Below are 18,038 nucleotides of genomic sequence, written 5' to 3'. Positions count from 1 at the left end.
CCTGGTGCACTAGAAAATAAAAGATCTGCGCTGAGTGAGTAACTTTTTTTGTCAGGTCACTTAGTTATAAAAGTACTGTATGCTGCGTTTCATAGATTTGATGATCAACCATTATTTAGATGGTAATTATTTTAAATTACATAAAGTATCAAAACCGCGATCTTGGCTTTTGACATCTAAGCATATACAAGCAATATCACATCCTCCAGACATCGACATTTCAACAGCTTGCTCGATGTTATAATGCTTCTCTATTGCTCCCATTTCCAAGTCGTCGGAAAGAATTAATCCTTTAAAACCGAACTCATTGCGCAATATGTCGGTAATTATCTTGCGCGAAAGAGTTGCTGGAAGATCAGGGTCGAGATGCGTGTAAGTTCCATGAGTTATCATGACTGCATCAACACCCGCAGCAATAGTTTCGCGAAATGGATGCCATAGTTGATTGCTCATTTCTTCTTTGGTCATGTTGATAACAGTACCGCGTTCGTGAGTATCGTGAGCAGCTGGACCAATTCCAGGAAAGTGTTTTGCCGTTGCTTTCACACCACCATCGTGCATACCTTTGATAAATGCTTTGGCCATTGTTGCCACAAGTTCGGGGTTTCCACCAAAGCAACGATCAAGCATACGCTTGTGCGATGTTTCCATAAAAATGTCAACAACAGGTGCGAGATTAATAGTGATTCCCCAATCACTTAAAGCTTCTGCAGCGCGTTTGCTATACTCGTACATTTTTTTGGGGTCATTCTCTTCTCCAAAAAGTCGTGGAGCAGGTAATTCAGGCAACGCTTCGGGAAAACGCACTACTCTCCCACCTTCATGGTCAAGAGCAATTTCTGTATCCTGCCCAATAAGTTCTTTTATTTCGCGAATCAATTTTTTTATCTGGACTGTGTTTTCATAATTACGTGCGAAAAGAATAACTCCCCACGGATTAATTCTCGTTAAGCGCTCTTTGTCTTCCGCTGTCAGCACTGCTCCAGGGAGTCCAATCAACATAGGTGCTTTACTCATCTTTTTCGCCTTCTTTTTTCGAAAATAACAATGCGACACCTATTGTCCAAAAAGTCCCGATAGGTAAAGCCCATTGCCAAGCAAGAGGTTTGTTCAACAGTGCTCCTTGAATGTCACTAAACGGAATAGGAAGAGCCCACTGTAAAGAATGAGGCGGGCCAAAAGGTTGTGGCACTGCTCCAGATGATGTCAACCAAATAACAACAAAAACACTAGAGACCATCGCACATAAGTTACCCATATCAGAAAATTTTCTTTTCGACAGTACAGCAAGGAGAAAAATTCCCAACAATGCTCCATAGAGATAACCAAATATGCGGAAGCCAAACCACAGAATAGACTCTACTCCACTGAATAACGATGCTACTCCTGCGAGAACAAAGGCAAAAATGGCAACAAACATGCGAGAAAGAGCAACCGAATTTTCATCGTCTTTATCATTGCGATTGAAATAACGCTTATAAATATCAACGTATGCTGTAGATGCCAAAGCGTTCAAAGCGGAGTCTAGCGATGACATTGCTGCAGCAAAAAGTCCAGCAACGAGTATTCCACGAAGTCCAGGAGCTAAGACACTCTTAATAAAATATGGAAAAATTAAATCATTACGTTTTTGTAAAGAATATAAAGGTGCTTGCATATCAGGTGTTACCTGGTAATAAACAAACACTGCAGCCCCTACACATAAAAATAAAAGCGTGATAGGAAAGTTTAGAATACCAGTAAGAAGTAACGCTCGTTGACTTTCTTTAACATTTTTACAAGTTAACATTCGCTGTACTAGATCTTGGTCTGTTCCTAAGGCGGCAACTCCCGTAAAGCAACCAAATAAAAAGCCAGCCATGAATGCTTTTGGGTTATTAAAGTTTAACCAATAATTAGCACTGCTTTGTTGAAAGCTATCGTGAAATACTGTAAACTTTCCATTTTCTGAGGCGATGTCCCAAAATTGCGAAAATCCGTCGGGCAATGTATAAATAATAGTTCCCAAAGCAATAGCTGCCGCAGCCATAAACAAAAAGAATTGTAGCATATCTGTCCAAATGACAGCCTTAATACCACCAGTAAAGGTATATAAAACTGCGACTGCTGCGATTGCCCATATTGCCTGATGTACAGAAACGTCAAATACAACGTGGATAGCAATAGCACATCCTGCCAAACGTACTCCACTACCGAGAATACGACCAACTAAGAAAAAGCCTGTTCCAGCATCCCTTGTTCTAGGACCAAAGCGCTCTCCAAGTAGTTCATACACTGTTGTAACTTGTGACCGATAATATGCGGTAAGCAGTAAAAAACAGATCACTAATTTTCCACACAGATCACCAATACCTAGTTGTAAATAGTAAAAGTCACCACCATAAGCAGCTCCTGGTACACCAATAAACGTTAATGCTGACAATGAAGTTGCATAAATAGATACCATGACAGCCCACCATGGCATACTTCGACCTCCAAGGAAATAATCCTCGGTATTTTTTTCTTTGCGTCCACTCATAACTCCGATTATTACTAAAATAATCGCGTATACAGCAAGAATGGCCCAATCGATATAAGCTAAGTTACTCATGTTTATTCTCTTTCGCAATATCTTGTTCAATGTGCTTTATCATATTTTTTCGCATCACAGTGCAAGTTGTTAGTATTCCAGAAAATGTTGCTCCAGCAACACCATCGCTAACAATATCTTGGCCCGTCATAAATAAGTTTTTGACAGGAGTTTGCGGGCGTAACCATTTTAACGTAAAACGTTCTGGAGTATGGTCAAGTCCGTACATTTCACCTTGATGGTAGTTTGTAAAGTGTCGAATCGACAACGGAGACGACAGTTCGTAATAATCTACTTTATCTTTTAACTGCGGGAAATGTTCGAATAACTTTGTAAACAACCGCTCACAAAATTGCTCCTTAAAATCATCGTATTCTTTACCACGCTTACGCCATGGTTTTTCTTCCCATTTCTTAAACCAATCGTAAGGAGCTAGAGTGATTATTTCAATAGTTGATTTTCCTGGATAACGTTCATTCCATTGTGGGTCTTTTGTAGAAGGAAACGATATATACACAACAGGAAAATCCTGAGTGTAATCGTTCAGGTAATTATCAACGTTTTTAGCATGATCATAGCTAGGAAAAATCCAATAGTTACTTTTAGGTAAGCCAAGAGCTTGTGGATCTCCTTTTAAGCCAATAAATAAGTCCATGTAGGAATTAGAAGGAGTGACTCCTTTCAATTTTTTCTCAATATCAAAAGAATGGTCTACCATACGAAAAGTATTGAGAGCTCCTGCACCACTGATAATCTTTTTAGCAAAAATTTCATCGCCGTTTTCAAGTCGAACTCCGATTGCTTGGTTGCCTTTTGTAATAATTTTTTGGACCCCAGCTTTTGCAAAAACTTGTCCTTGGTTTTTTTCGATTGTAGCAACAATACTTTCCGCTATTTTACGACAACCACCAACAGGATAAGATCCTCCTCCTATGTAGTGACTTGCTACAAGTGCATGTATTCCAAAACTACTTTTCTTAGGTGGTAAACCGTAGTTTCCCCATTGACCTGTGAGAACTGAAATTAACTTTTCATTGTTTGTCAATTTTCGTAAATGTTCATAGGTTGTTTTTTTTGATAGTTTTCCAAATTTTCTGGTTAGAAAGGGTCGCGTTAAAATAGCTAGTGGTCCTGGGATAATTTTCTGTAAAAAAAACGTTGAACGACAAGAAGACCCAGTGGTTATGTCTTTGATATACTGATCAATGGCTTCTTGTTCTTCTGGGAAATCAACGCAAAGACTACTTTGAAATTTTTGAGGATCAGAATAATAACAGTACGAACGATCGGGAAAAAAAAAACGATCGTATATTTCTCCCATATGAGACCAATTGAGTTTGTAATCGCTAACATAATCAAAAATTTGGCGCAATGTCGCTTCTGGATTATGTACTTGCCCGATGTAATGCAAGCCAGTATTCCATTCATATCCTCGGCGTTTAAATGTATGAGTGAATCCGCCTATCTCGTAATGCTTTTCTAGCATAAGTACTTTTTGACCTGCTTTAGCGAGAATTGCGGCTGTAACTAAGCTACTAATCCCAGAACCAACAATAATAACATCGAAGTTGGAGTTTAATTTTTGTTGTTGATAAAACGTCCAGCGCATTACTCTTCCTTACATATACATTCCACCGTTAACGGCGATCACTTGCCCTGTAATGTAGCTGCTTTTCGATGAAGCTAAAAAGCCTACAACTGCTGCCACTTCTTCTGGTGATCCGATTCTTTTCATTGGAATATGCGGAAGAACTTTTTCCTGATCAACATGCGCGACCATTTCGGTACCGATAAATCCTGGAGCCACGACATTTGCAGTAATTTTTCGCGAAGCAAGTTCTATTGCTAGAGATTTAGTTGCAGCAATAATTCCACCCTTAGAAGCACTATAATTCACTTGTCCTCTCATTCCCGCTTGCCCAGAAGTAGAAGCAATAGAAATAATACGACCATACCTTTGTTTCACCATGCGTTTGCTAATAATTTTTGTGACATAAAAAAAGGCGTCTAAATTTGTACTAATCACATCGCTCCAGTTTTCTTTACTCATCCATACAATGGAGTTGTCGCGAATAATACCAGCGTTATTGACGAGTACTTCAATGCTTTGTTTTTTCTCTTCAAAAAGAGGTAGTAAGTTTTTGTCCACTTCTGTAGGATTTGCGACATCAAACTTTAAAAGAGAGGCACTTCCACCTTGAGTTTCTATTAATTCTTTCGTTAGATTTGCAGCTTTATCATCACTGTGGTAATTAATCATTACATGGTAACCCGCTTGTGCAAGATCAACACTAATCGCGCGACCAATTCCTTTACTTCCCCCTGTTACCAGAGCATTTTTTTTATCTTCCATTTTTATGTCCATATCATAAACGATTTGTAAACACCATTACTTACTTTTACATATAATACTTTGCGGATCTCTTTGTTGACTTGTCCTTTTACCACATGATCATCGATATGTCGAGGTAATTCTCCTCGTTGAAGTATTGCTAAAATAGAGGTAAATACTTCACCACTACTCGTAGGATATGATGGATTTTCTTCGTGACCAGTAATGGATATATCATAGTTAAATTCTGACTTTGCTAGTGATGCGTCGGAGGAAGGCAGTGCACTTAACCATAAAATATCGACATCTCCACCCATTACTGTTGCGATTTCTTTAAAATATAAACTTGCTTGCTGTTCACTGCGTATAGATCCACATGTTTTTAGCGTTTGAATGTATGGTCCTGTCTCATGATTTTCTTTCAGTAAAAAACATGAAACTCCACAACTAAAAATTTTTGGATAACGATTGTTTTGCGTATCTAAAACTGAAAAGCGAAAATAAGTATCTCCGCCCCCGACGAGAGCTAGTGCAGTTTGTCCACTACTTATGAGTAAAGTTGCTGCTTCTAAAGCTGTTTCTAAAGATTGATTTTCTTGGCTAATTGTTAAAGTAGGTCCCTGAACTTTTAGGGCAATCCCTAAATACCCCGCTGCTGTATTATGAACGCTATTGTGAAATTGAGTAGGAGACAAGAAAACAGGACCTTCATTGTTCTCAACAATTGAGAGTAGTAACTTTTCTGTTGTTTCTAATTCTCCCCATCCTGTGGCCAAAATAATGGCTAGATTTTTACTATCGTAAGTAACGTTTTGTAAGCATCGAGAGGCACACAAAACAATCATTTGTGTAAGGAAACTCATACGCCGCCGCAGTCGTGAAGGGATTGTTTTGTTGTCGAATTTTTCGATACTGCGTACAACTTGTTGGTACTTTTGTTGAAAAAATTCTAAATTTCGGTGCTGTGTTTCGCAGTGATTTTCATTAGAGAAAAAATGTTTATAAAATTGCTCGAAATTTTCTCCCATTGGTGCAATGATTTCGTTGTGTACAATTGATATTTTGGGCTTGTCCATTAAACTCTTCCTAAGATCAAGCAGGTATTGTTTCCACCAAAAGCAAAGGAGTTTACCATTGCATAGTTAATTGTAGTATTGTCTCCTTCAGAAGAAATCATTCGCAAACTGCACTCTTCATCTAACTGTTTTAGTCCAAGAGTGGGAGGCAAATATCCACTTTTGATGCTAGAAAGTGTACATACAACTGCCATTGCTCCCGCAGCTCCTAAAGTGTGTCCAAAATACGATTTTAAACTATTCACGTAAATATTCCTAGTGTGCTCTTGAAAAACTTTATTGATTGCAAAACTTTCCGTACGATCGTTTATGATCGTGCCTGTTCCGTGAGCGCTGATATAATTTATTTTTTGCGGAGTTATTTTGCCTCCCGACAAAGCGCGGTTCATGGCTAAGCAAGCTCCGTTTCCTTCTGGATCAGGAGTACTCATGTGATGACCATCAGCACTCATACCTACACTAACGATTTCAGCATAAATTTTTGCCCCACGTTTTTGCGCGCTTTCTAGTGTTTCCAAAGTGAGAAATGCTGCTCCTTCACCCAAATTCATTCCTTGGCGATTTTTATCAAAAGGCGAACATGGTTGTGGTGACATTACTTTTAAACTTTGAAATCCGTAGTAAGTTAAACGGCACAGAGCATCTGCTCCCCCTGCAAGAACAAAGTCGCAGATTCCAAGCTGTATTTGCAAAAAACCATAGCCTATTGCATTTGCGCTAGAAGAACAAGCTGTTGAAAAAGATGTTACTGTTTCTAACTGATATTTTTGCGCTAACTTGTTTGCGAATTCTCCCACTGACAAAGCTTCATAATAGTTGAAATTTCCTTGCGATTTTTGTTGAGAACGCAAAGCAAAATCCTCTTCTAACTCAGGCATACCAATAGTAGAAGTACTAAAAACAAAACCGGAACGCTCTTTTTTTTCTAAACCACTGTCTGCTAGTGCTTCGTTACAAGCAATTTCTGCCAAATCAAGTGTGCGATAGTTAGAAGATTTTGTTAGCTCTTTCACTTGCGCTGCAGGGTAACGAGCGCAAGTAGAAAACGTTTTAACCGGTGTAATATTGTGTTTGCATGTTTGTAATGCAGGTAATAGCTCCTCAAAATTTTTCGCAATAGCATTTATTGTTCCTATACCAGTAATCACAACTCGATTCATGGAGATATCTCCCTTGGGATAAATTTTTTATTGGATATAGTGCGCGGTTCAACTTCCAAAACCTCAATTTCAATTTTAATTCCCATACGTGGATAGTGTATAAATGCTTTTTCGAAAAAAGGTTTATCATTTAGCTCATAATTAATCTCTTTGAGAATAGTAGAACATTTTCCAACTGTAATATTTCGCGATTTGTTTTGCGCATCAATTTTCCACGCGATCCAAGTATCACTAGCTCTCAAATAAGTGGTGTTATTATCTTTATCGATAAATACTTGGCTATCGTTTTTTATCATTTGTTGTGAAAGAAACAATAGCCGTATATCTGCTGCAATGTTTTGTAAAACATCATATTTTTCTAATTCGGCAAATGACTTAACTGTAACAAGAGGCTTGTTTGCCTCGTCGTATAAGTCAAATAATGTAATACCTATTTCACTCATTCCCAGTAATCGAAAATCGTTTTTCTTCACCATCAGGTAGCCGATAAGATCAATTTCATTGTTCTCGTTATTGTCAAAAGTGATATTAGTGATATGTTTTACGGTGTATTGTAAAGAATCGTTGGCGAACCACTGCGGTGTATCTATTCTTGTCGTTGCATTACCAAAATTTGGTATGTGACAACAACCACCTAAACATATTACAAAAAAGCTAAGAAGTATTCGATTTTTCAATTTTTTTCTCCGAATCATACAATAAAAAAAAATATATTTGCATATTGCGAGTTGTATTTATATAATAAATTTTTCCGTAGTGTCAATAGTTTTCAAAATTGAGTATATATCTGTTTGTCAAAAAACAAAGAAGCAAGCGTTACAAAAAATCTGAAGTTCTAGTTTCATACATAGTATTACAATGCATTATTGAATAGCAATTGCAAAAATCCGAATTATCTCTTGTTATATTGCCTGATACAGCAAACCTTTGCTTAAGATTTATGAAATTTCCTCTGTAAGATCTAAACGCTCCATACTCACCAAAGTTACATTGACTTACTGAAAGTAACTAGTAAGTAAATTCAAACATTTTTTAAATTAAGGCAATTCTTATGTCAGAAAAGCAACAAGGAACAGTAAAGTGGTTTAACGAGAGTAAAGGTTACGGATTCATTCAAAGAGAACAAGGCGATGACTTGTTTGTTCATTATTCAAGCATTATGGGTGATGGATTCAGAACTTTACATGAAGGCCAAAATGTAGATTTTACCGAATCTCGCGGTCCAAAAGGCCCTCAAGCTGAACAAGTACAAGTTACAGAGTAATTTCTCTATGCAATAAGCTATTGCAGTTAAACTGCAATAGCTTAGAACACTCTACATTTCTCACACCACCTCAAAGCTATTTAATTTTCTATCCCCAATCCACTCCAAAACTCAATATTTCCAAATACTAACGTTACTACCTAATAAAACTATGCACGCTAAAAAATTTCTTGGTCCTTAAAATAGTTGGAATTTTGTAAAAACCTAAAGTTTTTTTTTTTTTGCACTTGCAATTCTGTTATCTCATGTTGTAATTTATAAACACGTAACAAGTTTTTCTGTAGTGTCAATAGTTTTCAAAATTGAGTATATATCTGTTTTTTAAAAACAAAGAAGTAAGCGTTACAAAAAATCTAAACATAGTTTCATAATAGTGTTTATAATACATTATTGAACAACAATCGCAAAAAATCCGAACTATCTCTTGTTAATTGTCTTGTACTTTGCTAAAGATTTATGAAATTTCCTTTGTAAGATCGAAACGCTCATCCCATACTCACCAAAGTTACATTGACTTACTGAAAGTACCTATGTTAGTAAGTAGCTCCAAAAAAAATTTTTTTAAGGCAATTCTTATGTCAGAAAAGCAAACAGGAACAGTAAAGTGGTTTAACGAGAGTAAAGGTTACGGATTCATTCAAAGAGAACAAGGCGATGACTTGTTCGTTCATTATTCAAGCATTATGGGTGATGGATTCAGAACTTTACATGAAGGTCAAAAAGTAGATTTCATTGAATCTCGTGGTCCAAAAGGCCCTCAAGCTGAACAAGTTCAAGTTGTAGAGTAATACAGACTAAAATAGTTATTGCAGCATAAGCTGCAATAACTACTAAACACCAAAAACATCCTCTTCATATCCTCTCCTTCTCACTAATTCTCCTTAAATAACCAAAAACCTTGGAATAATCTATATTTTTAGGGCGTGTCATCATTCAATACAGATAAAAATATAACGGATTCATTTAATGATACGCCAGTAGTATTGAGCCCGAGCCCGCACCCGAAAACTTTTTGAGAGCGACAGAAAGTGATTTATTGGTTCAATACTAGTTTTTTGCGATGGAAAAAGAAACTTTGCTTCTTTGATAAATTGTTAGTGAGTTTCGGAAACGGGCTCGGGCTCGAAAAAGCACACAATATTTTGAATGATGACACGCCCTAGTCTATTAAAATTTTTTTTTGTTATTGATTTTATAACAAACCATTGTTATAATAATAAAAACAACAAAAACACACAATTATATTTTTTAAATTTATTTATAACAAATCATTGTTATAAAGGGAATAATCATGGACATCATACACAAAACTATCGACATAAAACTTATACAAGAATATTTCCAAGTAGCAAAATCGACAGCATACTACTGGCTTAAAAATGCGGTGCTAGATACTTTAGGTGATGGACGTTGTATTGCTTTGATTAATAGCAAATTCTACGTTCTAGCTAACAAAAGAAATCTTCCGGCATTTCACAAATGGATAACGAAAATCAATGGGAAAATAGTGATTAGTAGTTACCATCACACAGTGGTGAATCACTGTGAAGGAGTGTCGCAAAAAAGCCAACAAGCAATTGTTGATTACCTGACTTGTCACAATAGTTGGTTGAAGGAAAAAATACCATTTGCAATTATATATATGAATTGCGAAGGAAAAAAATATGTGAGAAACCTAAACTGGATTCAACTAGAAAAACTGTCAAAAACACATACAATTGCAACACGTAAGGGAAAAACAGTAAATCTACGTCAGTATTTACATCAATTAGCATACTACGATAATCCACGTGATCGCTATCTTCGCTATAAAGCGCTAGCAGCTTTGAATATTTTTCGCTAGGACAAAAGCCTTGGTATATCCAAGGCTTTTGTTTAACACATCTTTTATTTTCTCTCCTCGAACTATGTCAATTGCACTTTGATTAAGGCCAGTGACATTTATTGCGTTCTTCAATTGAAGTGACACTTTGATTTTATAGATATTACTAGAACCTATAAAGCCCGATACTATTCGCAGTATCATAATATAAAACAATGATATTTTAACATCTGTTGTTCTGAATGATAACACGCCTAGTTATTACTAGGTCACTTTAATTGGGTACCGCAATAAAATAGAAAAACAATTTTGTTTTGGATACTTTACTCCAGATAACATCACTCATGAAGCTAAATACCGAGATACTATAGTTCGTAAAAGAAAATCTCTAAATATTGGTTTGCGTACTTTACTAACAAAAGGATATAATTGTTAGAGTACCTAGAATCATTCATTAAATCACGGCATTAACGTTGTAAATCAAAGCCTAATTGAAAATAACTTAATTACAATGTTATTTCTGGGTTGATTAGGATCCGCGAAAATAAATTTCATAGATCTTAAGGCCTACTTAGATTACAATTTTCTGCTCATAAAAGATGGTGGTATATGTCCAACGAACAAAATCTCTTATTCCTCAAAGCAGCTGTAAAAAAAGGTTACTTGAATTCTGAACAAGCATCTTTTGTTTTATCTAAATGTAAAGATGTTCATGCTTCATTGCGCACTCAACTTCATGATAACCAATTACTTTCTCAACAACAGATTTTAGAAATAGAGCAATTTTTACAACAATACCATCAAAACTCAACTTCAACAAATATTACTGATAGTAGGAATAAACCTGTTGTTTTACAGCAAAAGTCTATTGATCGTTATCAAATTTTGCAAATGCTTGGCAAAGGGGGAATGGGGACTGTTTACAAATGTTGGGATTCTAAACTCCAACGTACAGTGGCTTTAAAAACTCTCATTCGCCAAGGAGATGACAGCTATGTGGAGCGCTTTTTGGTAGAAATTCGCGCAACAATTAAACTTCATCATCCTAATATTATTCGTATATATGATGTAGGAGAAGAGAATGGTATTCATTTTTTTACGATGGACTACTTATGTGGAATGACTTTTCGGGAAGTTATTCACGATCGTAAAATAAGCCAACGCAAGGCTATACAGATGCTGATCAAAATAGTTCAAGCACTTGATTATGCCCATAACCAAAAAATTATTCATCGCGACCTAAAACCTTCCAATATTATGGTTGATGATGATATGGAACCTTTTATCGTTGATTTTGGTCTAGCAAAAATGGTAGATCAAAACAATCAAATAACGGAAAGTGGAACTATTTTAGGAACGCCTCATTACATGGCTCCAGAGCAAGCTTCTGGAAATCTTCGCCGTATAGATAATCGCACAGATATCTATGCTTTAGGAGTTATACTATATGAAGCTATTACTGGAAAATTACCTTTTTATGGGGTTGGTAGAGTCGAGCTATTTGTAAAAATAATTGAAAAAACTGCGCAGCGTCCTAGTACAATAAACAAAAGAATACCAAAAGAACTCGACGCAATCTGCATGAAAGCTCTGTCGAAAAAAAAAGAACAGCGTTACCATTCTGCTACTCTTTTTGCGGAAGATTTACAAAAATATTTAGATGGTAAAACTACTCTTGCGTCTCATGAAAAAAGAAAAAAACAAATTCGTGCAGGTTTACCTATCGTTTGTATTTTCTTGCTCCTCACAATAATTCTTTTCATAATCGTAAGTTCTACATCTAGCGAGAAACAACAACAAACATCACCACAAACGGCCTCTACCAAAAACAAAATTGCAAAGCTGATAACAATCGAAAACGAAAAACCTCTGATATCTTTAATTAGACATTGTTATGATGGCTCAGAGCTCGATTTAGGTAAACAAAAAATTACCGATGATGATTTGACTTACATACTTCAAAGTATACCGCGGTTAACGACAATAGATTTAAGTAAGGTTAAAACAATTTCAGGTTCTAGTTTGGCTCATTTAGAACGATTTAGTAACACACTAACTCGCGTAGATTTAAAAGCTTGCTCTGTAAAAAATAGCTATATTAAACACTTACAAAAACTACGCGTATTAGATCGCCTTGATCTTGAGGAAACAAATCTAAACAACATGGGCTTGGCAAGTCTAAAATCAATAAAAACACTTGTTAGTCTTGATGTTAGCGAATCTAAAATTGATAGTTTAGTATATGTGAAAGATATGACTTCTTTAGAGCGCTTGGTTTTAGAAAAAACAAATATTGACGATGATGATTTACGTTATATAAAAAATTTAACGAAACTGCGACGACTTTATTTGAACCGTACTAATATTACAAGCCTGGGTTTGCGGTATCTTAAAAAGATGCGTTATCTAGAAAAGCTCGGCTTAAAAAGTACTAATGTTGATAATAATGTGGTTGAACATCTTGAAAAATTAGCAAATCTTAAGGAGCTAGAACTACAAGGAACAAAAGTTACTTTAGAAACTATGCGCAAAATACAAGAGTTTTTGCCTTACTGTAAAATTAAGTACAGTAAAAATTAACTTTCTGGAGCATATTGATGTTTGGATTTTTATATGTGCCGTAAAAAACATTAGAAGATTTCATTCTTTTTTTGTAAACTATTACAATATTGAATTATTGTAATAAGTGACCTCTAGAGTCACTTTGTTTCCCTATAAGGAAGAATGTCATGTTGACAAGAAAATTGTTTGTTTTGGTTATTGCTCTAAGTTTTTTAGTAGCAGAAGAAACTATTTCAAAACAAACATTCACAATGCGATGCAACAAGGGAATTGAATTACAATTTTCTGCAGATACGTTTGTGAATGAAAATAGCTATATTGTGGTGAAAGACAAAACGGAAGAAATAATACGTTTTGAAGGTAAAAATGCTGCAAACCAAAAAGTTTTTATTTTCGGAAACTTTGTAGATATCCGTGTTAGTGCAAAAGCAAAATCTAGTTATCATATAGATTTTGTGTACACACGTGCTATTGATTATTTCGATGTATCTCCACGTACAGATTTAGCTAGAGTATATGGATTACTTAATGAAGAGCTCAAAGACGAACTTCATGAACTTGTACAAAACCATACATCTTTAGGATACAGAACTGCACGTACACATCTGTTCTCAGAAATAGATAATCGCAATGGTTATGTAGAGTGCGTATATACAGATCTCGTCGTACAAACAAAAAGTATTCCTGATCATACTATTATGAATACTGAACACACATGGCCCAAATCTCGCGGGGCAAAAAGCGAACCAGCCAAAAGCGATCTTCATCACTTATTTCCAACTGATTCCCGATCAAATAGCCGCAGAAGTAGCTATTATTTTGGTCAAGTAGTTAATATTGTTTGGCAAGATGGAGAAAGTTTGTTAGGAAGAGACGCTGGAGGTTTTACCGTTTTTACACCTCCGCGTAATCATCAAGGTGATGTAGCAAGAGCTCTTTTTTATTTTGCTATTCGCTATCGTAAAAATATACCGAGTTTTGAAGAAAAAATCCTTAAACAATGGCACCGTAATGATCCAGTGGATCAAAAAGAGATTCAGCGAAACGATGATATTTCACGTTATCAAAAAAATCGCAATCCCTTTATTGATGATGCATCTCTAGTCGATCGTATTAGCGATTTTTAAAACGCATAACTCTAAAGTCAAGTGGCCAAACAAAGTACTACTTTTGATAGGTCACTTGCCTGCACGTTTTTGCCATTTTTCTTGCAACTGTTTCTTTTTATTTTCCAACCATTCATGCTTTTCTTTCCGTGCATTTTTCTTTTGTTTTTCTTCTTCGTGTTGGTCACACATCATTTCAATAAGCTCAATATATTCCGGATTTTCTTCTTGGCCTAAAGCAACAATTGCCATCATGCGTATTTCTGGATCTTGGCTTTTTTTAAGTAGGTATTTAATTATTTCTTGGCTACTTATCTTATTAAAAGCAACACTGCGTAGAGTTGTATCTTCACTATACATAACTATATTTTTTAAAATTTCTTCGTCGGTTATTTGTAAAATAGCTTCACGGCGAACATCCTCGTCTTTGTCTTGGTGAACAACTATTTCTAGTGTACTTTGATCTTCGATTTTTTGAACTGCGAGATAACGAACACCAATATTTTCATTATCTATCACTTCTTTTTTCAAAATATCTATATCCGAAATTTGTTTAATTGCCGCTTCCTTGGCATTCTCGTCCTTGTCTTCGTAAAGAACATTGACTAAAAAGCTTTGGTCTGTCAATTTTTGAATCGCCGCGCAACGAACATTTACATTTTTATCGCGTATAGCAATTTTTTGTAGTAATTTTTGCTGTTCAATATTGTTTACTGTTTTTACACGTACTTCCCAATCAGAGTTCATCCACTGTGGTACAATGTGGTCAAATATCTTTCTCCATTTTTTCATAATTAAGTGGACTAATTGCCCATCTCCTTTCTCTGACCAAACGTGATTTTGCAATATTAATGTGTAACACACTTACTTGGTCGCGCTTAAAAAGTTGCTATTTTCTCAATGTTGACATAGTTTAAATAAGAAGCACTCCTTAATTTTTATAAAAATAGCAAAAGACAGTCAAGATTTTAATATCAAAACTAGGTAAAATAGTTTTTGACTGTTATAATATAGAGCTTCTGCATACAAGTCAAAAATTTATACTTTTTTTGGAAAAACACAATGAAAAAATTAACAACTTTATTAATAATACTTCTTTCTATTACTTATGCTGACGAACAACAACAACAACAACAACAAATAGTATTTGTTGGAACCTTAGTCAAAAATGAGCCTTTGGGTTTAAAGAATCCAAGTGAATATTGTCTTGAAGATGGGCATATTTATAAAGGTGCAAAATATCGCATTGCAGGAAAAAATATCCATAGTTCTAATCCGCAAGATCTTTCTAGTATATATGGTAAAACGGTTATCGTTTACGGAAAACTAGTAAAAGATTTAAATAAAATTCTGACCAAAGGTGAAAAAGCTCCAGAAGATTATGGTCGCGAACAAAGCATGATGCAAATACGCAGTGACTGGGTAACAGAAGAAACAGGGTTTAGTGTAGGGCGCAGTACGAAAAAACGTTTAAAAAGATTTTCTTATATCGAATATAGTAAGGTAGAAGAATTTAAAGGGTTGCAGGTCGAAAAAAGCGACAATATAATAACCGTTACTTTAAAGAATACCTTTGAAAATGACATAAAAGATCTTAGTATTATTGCTCACTACGAGGTAGTCTTTGGTAAGCCAAGTCCGCGCTATACAACTAATACAATTGATAACTTATATTCACAACAAAGTATCACGATTACTTTTCCTACAATATTTTCACAACAATCTCCAAATCGTCGTCAAAAAAGAGCAGCAAAGTATAGAGATATTATCATAACAGCAACCGCAGAAAATTTTCATTTAAACATTAGATATTGAAAGAGAACCAGCAGTTTTAGAGAACGACAATATGACAAAAATACAAAATCCGGCACGACACATTACTATATTATTACTAGGTATTACAGGAATATCATTTGCTCCTATATTTGTGCGTTATAGCCAAGTTTCTCCCTCAGCAATAGCTTTTTGGCGCGTAACAATTTCAGCTATTATATTGGGAGTTATTTTTTTTAGCTACAAAAGAAAAACACTAGCTACTAAAAAAATATCATGGATTTATTTACTGTTGCCTGGTGTTTTTTTCGCCGGTGATCTTGCTCTGTGGCACTCATCTATCAAAATGACAAGTGTTGCAAACGCTACCTTGTTTGCTAATTTTGCTTGTATATTTGTAACAATTGTATCTTGGAAATGGTTTGGCGAACGCATTACTTGGAGATTTGTGTTGGGGGCCGTTTGTGCTGTTATAGGTGTTATTGTTCTTCTGGGAGTGAATATTGGCAACGCTAAATATTTACAAGGAGATATTCTCGGGCTTTTAACCGCATTATTTTATGCGTCATATATTCTTTCAATTAAGAAACTTCGTGAGTATTACGGTGCACTGCAAATTATGTTTTTTAGCAGTAGCGCGTGCTCTTTATGCTTACTACCAACCTTATTACAAGACAATAGTATTCCCAATACAATTCAAGAATGGAGTGTGTTGTTTGCGCTAGCAGTCGTTTCTCATTGTATTGGCCAAGGTTTAATTGCTTACGCGCTTGCAAAACTCGCAGCCAGTTTTTCTTCGGTAAGTTTACTACTGCAACCAACTCTTGCTGCAATATGGGCATGGTTGCTTCTCTCAGAGCCTCTAAGTTCAATACAAATACTTGGAGGTGGCATTGTACTTTTGGGTATTTATTTTGCTCGTAAAGGGCAAACTTCGTAGAATGCCGGTAGATCTAGAGTCTGCCGACATACGCTGATCAAATAAACTAAATGCTTTCTGATACTGTTATTCTTTGTAACGATCGTGATGACGCACCCAAGACATAGGACCTTCTTCATTACGCCCTTTAGGTACTATGTCTAAATAGTTATACGCGCCTATGAGAAGATCTAAACCCCGCGAATAAGATGAGTAGGTGTGATATATATTGCCATCTGTGTTTTTGTAAAAGACACTAACCCCTGGTCCTTCTTCTGCTGGAAAAGTTGTTTTTTGATAGTTATAATATACCTGATTTTTCATATCTTCTTTGGTGAAAGATACATCATAATCAAAATTGAAATCATTGCCAAGTGAAGATACCCATTTAAAACTCCAACCCATTCGCTTTTTAAAGTCACCTAATATTTGTAACGGCGCTCGCGAAATAGTGACAAATGAGATGTCTTGTTGCTGCAAGTGTATAATAGATTTTTCATAGTGGTCTGCAACAAAAGAGCAGTTCTTACAACCTTGTTTCCACGAGGGACCAAACATAAAATGGTAAACAATCAACTGCGTTTTTCCCGCAAATAGATCAGCAAAATTTTGTTGACCTTTATCAGTTTCAAAAATATATTCTTTGTCAACTTTTGTCCAAGGAAGTTGTTGGCGTTTTTTAGTTAATTCGTCGCGCAACTTATTGAATTCTTTTTCTTTAATCAAAAATTGTTTTCTTGCTTCTACCCACTCTTCTTTTGTTACTATTTTATTTTGCATGATTAATTTCCTTATTGCAGTGTGTACCGCTACTATATTTAACCAAAAGGTAAAATATAGTATAGTCAGATAGATAAAATATGCAAATGTTTTATAAGGATTGTTGATGAAAATACCACAAATAAAAACAGAAAGACTTTTAATCACTATTCCAAAAGCTGAAGAAGCTTGCGATATTTTACATTATGTTAATGATAATCGTATGTTCCATAAAGAGTGGGACCCGCCACGCACTGCCGATTATTTTACAAAGGAATATTGGTATGAAATTTTACAGCAAAACCACAATGATTTTATGAATGGTCACAGCGCAAAATTTTTTATCTTTGATGTAGAACGCAAAAATATTATCGGACATTGTAATTTTTCATGCTTTGTGCGCGGATGCTTTCAATGTTGTAATCTTGGGTTTTCATTGGCTGAAAATGCTCAAGGTCAGGGATTTATGTACGAAGCTCTTTCAGCTGCTATTACTTACGTTTTTGACAATTTGAAGTTGCATCGCATTCAATCCAATCATCTTCCCCATAATTATCGTAGCCGTAATTTATTAAGACGCCTAGGATTTGTCGTCGAAGGATATGCGCGCGATTATTTATTTATAAATGATGGATGGCAAGATCATGTTCTCAATTCGCTGTCTAATCCAAAAATAACGTCTATCTAGGAGATAGT

At 35.6% G+C, this 18,038-nt stretch carries 17 protein-coding genes; 8 read left to right on the top strand and 9 right to left on the bottom strand.

Annotated features, from left to right (window positions below; translation table 11 throughout):
- Positions 1–126 precede the first annotated feature (126 nt).
- The 7 genes from nagZ to UABHE_RS23965 are packed head-to-tail and all read right to left on the bottom strand — an operon-like array spanning position 127 to position 7,814.
- Positions 127–1,017 (bottom strand): beta-N-acetylhexosaminidase, encoded by an 891-nt coding sequence (gene nagZ / locus UABHE_RS23995; protein WP_372365842.1) that lies wholly within the window; start codon positions 1,015–1,017, stop codon positions 127–129.
- On the bottom strand, positions 1,010–2,590 hold the full coding sequence (locus UABHE_RS23990; RefSeq protein ID WP_372365841.1) for a sodium:solute symporter: 1,581 nt from the start codon (positions 2,588–2,590) through the stop codon (positions 1,010–1,012). Before UABHE_RS23990 ends, nagZ begins: the two co-directional genes overlap by 8 nt.
- Positions 2,583–4,178, bottom strand: a complete 1,596-nt coding sequence (locus UABHE_RS23985) for a phytoene desaturase family protein (RefSeq protein ID WP_372365840.1) — start codon at positions 4,176–4,178, stop codon at positions 2,583–2,585. Before UABHE_RS23985 ends, UABHE_RS23990 begins: the two co-directional genes overlap by 8 nt.
- A 9-nt stretch (positions 4,179–4,187) precedes the next feature.
- Entirely contained in the window at positions 4,188–4,922 is a 735-nt protein-coding gene (gene fabG, locus UABHE_RS23980) for a 3-oxoacyl-ACP reductase FabG (protein ID WP_372365838.1), read from the bottom strand.
- Positions 4,923–4,924: 2 nt separating this feature from the next.
- The gene (locus UABHE_RS23975) at positions 4,925–5,977 is read right to left on the bottom strand and encodes a beta-ketoacyl synthase chain length factor (protein WP_372365837.1); all 1,053 of its coding nucleotides are present in this window, start codon (positions 5,975–5,977) and stop codon (positions 4,925–4,927) included.
- The gene (locus UABHE_RS23970) at positions 5,977–7,137 is read right to left on the bottom strand and encodes a beta-ketoacyl synthase (protein ID WP_372365836.1); all 1,161 of its coding nucleotides are present in this window, start codon (positions 7,135–7,137) and stop codon (positions 5,977–5,979) included. Before UABHE_RS23970 ends, UABHE_RS23975 begins: the two co-directional genes overlap by 1 nt.
- Positions 7,134–7,814 carry a hypothetical protein gene (locus UABHE_RS23965; protein ID WP_372365835.1) on the bottom strand — a complete coding sequence of 227 codons (681 nt, stop codon included), beginning with the start codon at positions 7,812–7,814 and terminating at the stop codon, positions 7,134–7,136. Before UABHE_RS23965 ends, UABHE_RS23970 begins: the two co-directional genes overlap by 4 nt.
- A gap of 374 nt (positions 7,815–8,188) precedes the next feature.
- On the opposite strand from UABHE_RS23965, the gene UABHE_RS23960 reads away from it, so the two are divergent.
- From UABHE_RS23960 to UABHE_RS23940, 5 genes are all read left to right on the top strand, one after another.
- A complete protein-coding gene (locus UABHE_RS23960) occupies positions 8,189–8,401 on the top strand; it encodes a cold-shock protein (protein ID WP_372365834.1) in 213 nt (70 codons plus the stop codon).
- Positions 8,402–8,976: 575 nt separating this feature from the next.
- On the top strand, positions 8,977–9,189 hold the full coding sequence (locus UABHE_RS23955) for a cold-shock protein (protein WP_372365833.1): 213 nt from the start codon (positions 8,977–8,979) through the stop codon (positions 9,187–9,189).
- 503 nt (positions 9,190–9,692) lie between these two features.
- Positions 9,693–10,244 (top strand): hypothetical protein, encoded by a 552-nt coding sequence (locus UABHE_RS23950; protein WP_372365832.1) that lies wholly within the window; start codon positions 9,693–9,695, stop codon positions 10,242–10,244.
- 588 nt (positions 10,245–10,832) lie between these two features.
- A complete protein-coding gene (locus tag UABHE_RS23945) occupies positions 10,833–12,803 on the top strand; it encodes a protein kinase (protein WP_372365831.1) in 1,971 nt (656 codons plus the stop codon).
- A gap of 149 nt (positions 12,804–12,952) precedes the next feature.
- Complete coding sequence (locus tag UABHE_RS23940; protein WP_372365830.1) at positions 12,953–13,912, top strand: endonuclease I family protein; 960 nt, start codon at positions 12,953–12,955, stop codon at positions 13,910–13,912.
- A gap of 51 nt (positions 13,913–13,963) precedes the next feature.
- Here UABHE_RS23940 and UABHE_RS23935 read toward each other — a convergent pair whose 3' ends face one another.
- The gene (locus UABHE_RS23935) at positions 13,964–14,683 is read right to left on the bottom strand and encodes a HEAT repeat domain-containing protein (protein ID WP_372365829.1); all 720 of its coding nucleotides are present in this window, start codon (positions 14,681–14,683) and stop codon (positions 13,964–13,966) included.
- 270 nt (positions 14,684–14,953) lie between these two features.
- Between UABHE_RS23935 and UABHE_RS23930 the strand changes: the two genes are divergently transcribed.
- Positions 14,954–15,706: a hypothetical protein gene (locus UABHE_RS23930; protein ID WP_372365828.1), complete on the top strand. Its 753-nt coding sequence runs from the start codon at positions 14,954–14,956 to the stop codon at positions 15,704–15,706.
- 31 nt (positions 15,707–15,737) lie between these two features.
- Positions 15,738–16,604, top strand: a complete 867-nt coding sequence (locus tag UABHE_RS23925) for a DMT family transporter (RefSeq protein WP_372365827.1) — start codon at positions 15,738–15,740, stop codon at positions 16,602–16,604.
- Positions 16,605–16,670: 66 nt separating this feature from the next.
- On the opposite strand, the gene UABHE_RS23920 is transcribed toward UABHE_RS23925, so the two are convergent.
- Positions 16,671–17,363 carry a DUF899 domain-containing protein gene (locus UABHE_RS23920; protein ID WP_372365826.1) on the bottom strand — a complete coding sequence of 231 codons (693 nt, stop codon included), beginning with the start codon at positions 17,361–17,363 and terminating at the stop codon, positions 16,671–16,673.
- 106 nt (positions 17,364–17,469) lie between these two features.
- On the opposite strand from UABHE_RS23920, the gene UABHE_RS23915 reads away from it, so the two are divergent.
- Complete coding sequence (locus tag UABHE_RS23915) at positions 17,470–18,030, top strand: GNAT family N-acetyltransferase (protein ID WP_372365824.1); 561 nt, start codon at positions 17,470–17,472, stop codon at positions 18,028–18,030.
- Positions 18,031–18,038: the final 8 nt, after the last annotated feature.

Origin of the sequence: Candidatus Uabimicrobium helgolandensis, from assembly GCF_041508025.1 — a bacterium.
GTDB classification, from domain to species: domain Bacteria; phylum Planctomycetota; class Uabimicrobiia; order Uabimicrobiales; family Uabimicrobiaceae; genus Uabimicrobium; species Uabimicrobium helgolandensis.
The sequence above is the reverse complement of the archived record's forward strand: the minus strand, read 5'-3'. Positions and strand labels throughout refer to the sequence as shown.

Excerpts from the sequence above, each read along its gene's own strand:
- nagZ (WP_372365842.1), bottom strand. The coding sequence starts at position 1,017 with ATGAGTAAAGCACCTATGTTGATTGGACTCCCTGGAGCAGTGCTGACA.
- UABHE_RS23990 (WP_372365841.1), bottom strand. The coding sequence starts at position 2,590 with ATGAGTAACTTAGCTTATATCGATTGGGCCATTCTTGCTGTATACGCG.
- UABHE_RS23985 (WP_372365840.1), bottom strand. The coding sequence starts at position 4,178 with ATGCGCTGGACGTTTTATCAACAACAAAAATTAAACTCCAACTTCGAT.
- fabG (WP_372365838.1), bottom strand. The coding sequence starts at position 4,922 with ATGGAAGATAAAAAAAATGCTCTGGTAACAGGGGGAAGTAAAGGAATT.
- UABHE_RS23975 (WP_372365837.1), bottom strand. The coding sequence starts at position 5,977 with ATGGACAAGCCCAAAATATCAATTGTACACAACGAAATCATTGCACCA.
- UABHE_RS23970 (WP_372365836.1), bottom strand. The coding sequence starts at position 7,137 with ATGAATCGAGTTGTGATTACTGGTATAGGAACAATAAATGCTATTGCG.
- UABHE_RS23960 (WP_372365834.1), top strand. The coding sequence starts at position 8,189 with ATGTCAGAAAAGCAACAAGGAACAGTAAAGTGGTTTAACGAGAGTAAA.
- UABHE_RS23955 (WP_372365833.1), top strand. The coding sequence starts at position 8,977 with ATGTCAGAAAAGCAAACAGGAACAGTAAAGTGGTTTAACGAGAGTAAA.
- UABHE_RS23950 (WP_372365832.1), top strand. The coding sequence starts at position 9,693 with ATGGACATCATACACAAAACTATCGACATAAAACTTATACAAGAATAT.
- UABHE_RS23945 (WP_372365831.1), top strand. The coding sequence starts at position 10,833 with ATGTCCAACGAACAAAATCTCTTATTCCTCAAAGCAGCTGTAAAAAAA.
- UABHE_RS23940 (WP_372365830.1), top strand. The coding sequence starts at position 12,953 with ATGTTGACAAGAAAATTGTTTGTTTTGGTTATTGCTCTAAGTTTTTTA.
- UABHE_RS23935 (WP_372365829.1), bottom strand. The coding sequence starts at position 14,683 with ATGAAAAAATGGAGAAAGATATTTGACCACATTGTACCACAGTGGATG.
- UABHE_RS23930 (WP_372365828.1), top strand. The coding sequence starts at position 14,954 with ATGAAAAAATTAACAACTTTATTAATAATACTTCTTTCTATTACTTAT.
- UABHE_RS23925 (WP_372365827.1), top strand. The coding sequence starts at position 15,738 with ATGACAAAAATACAAAATCCGGCACGACACATTACTATATTATTACTA.
- UABHE_RS23920 (WP_372365826.1), bottom strand. The coding sequence starts at position 17,363 with ATGCAAAATAAAATAGTAACAAAAGAAGAGTGGGTAGAAGCAAGAAAA.
- UABHE_RS23915 (WP_372365824.1), top strand. The coding sequence starts at position 17,470 with ATGAAAATACCACAAATAAAAACAGAAAGACTTTTAATCACTATTCCA.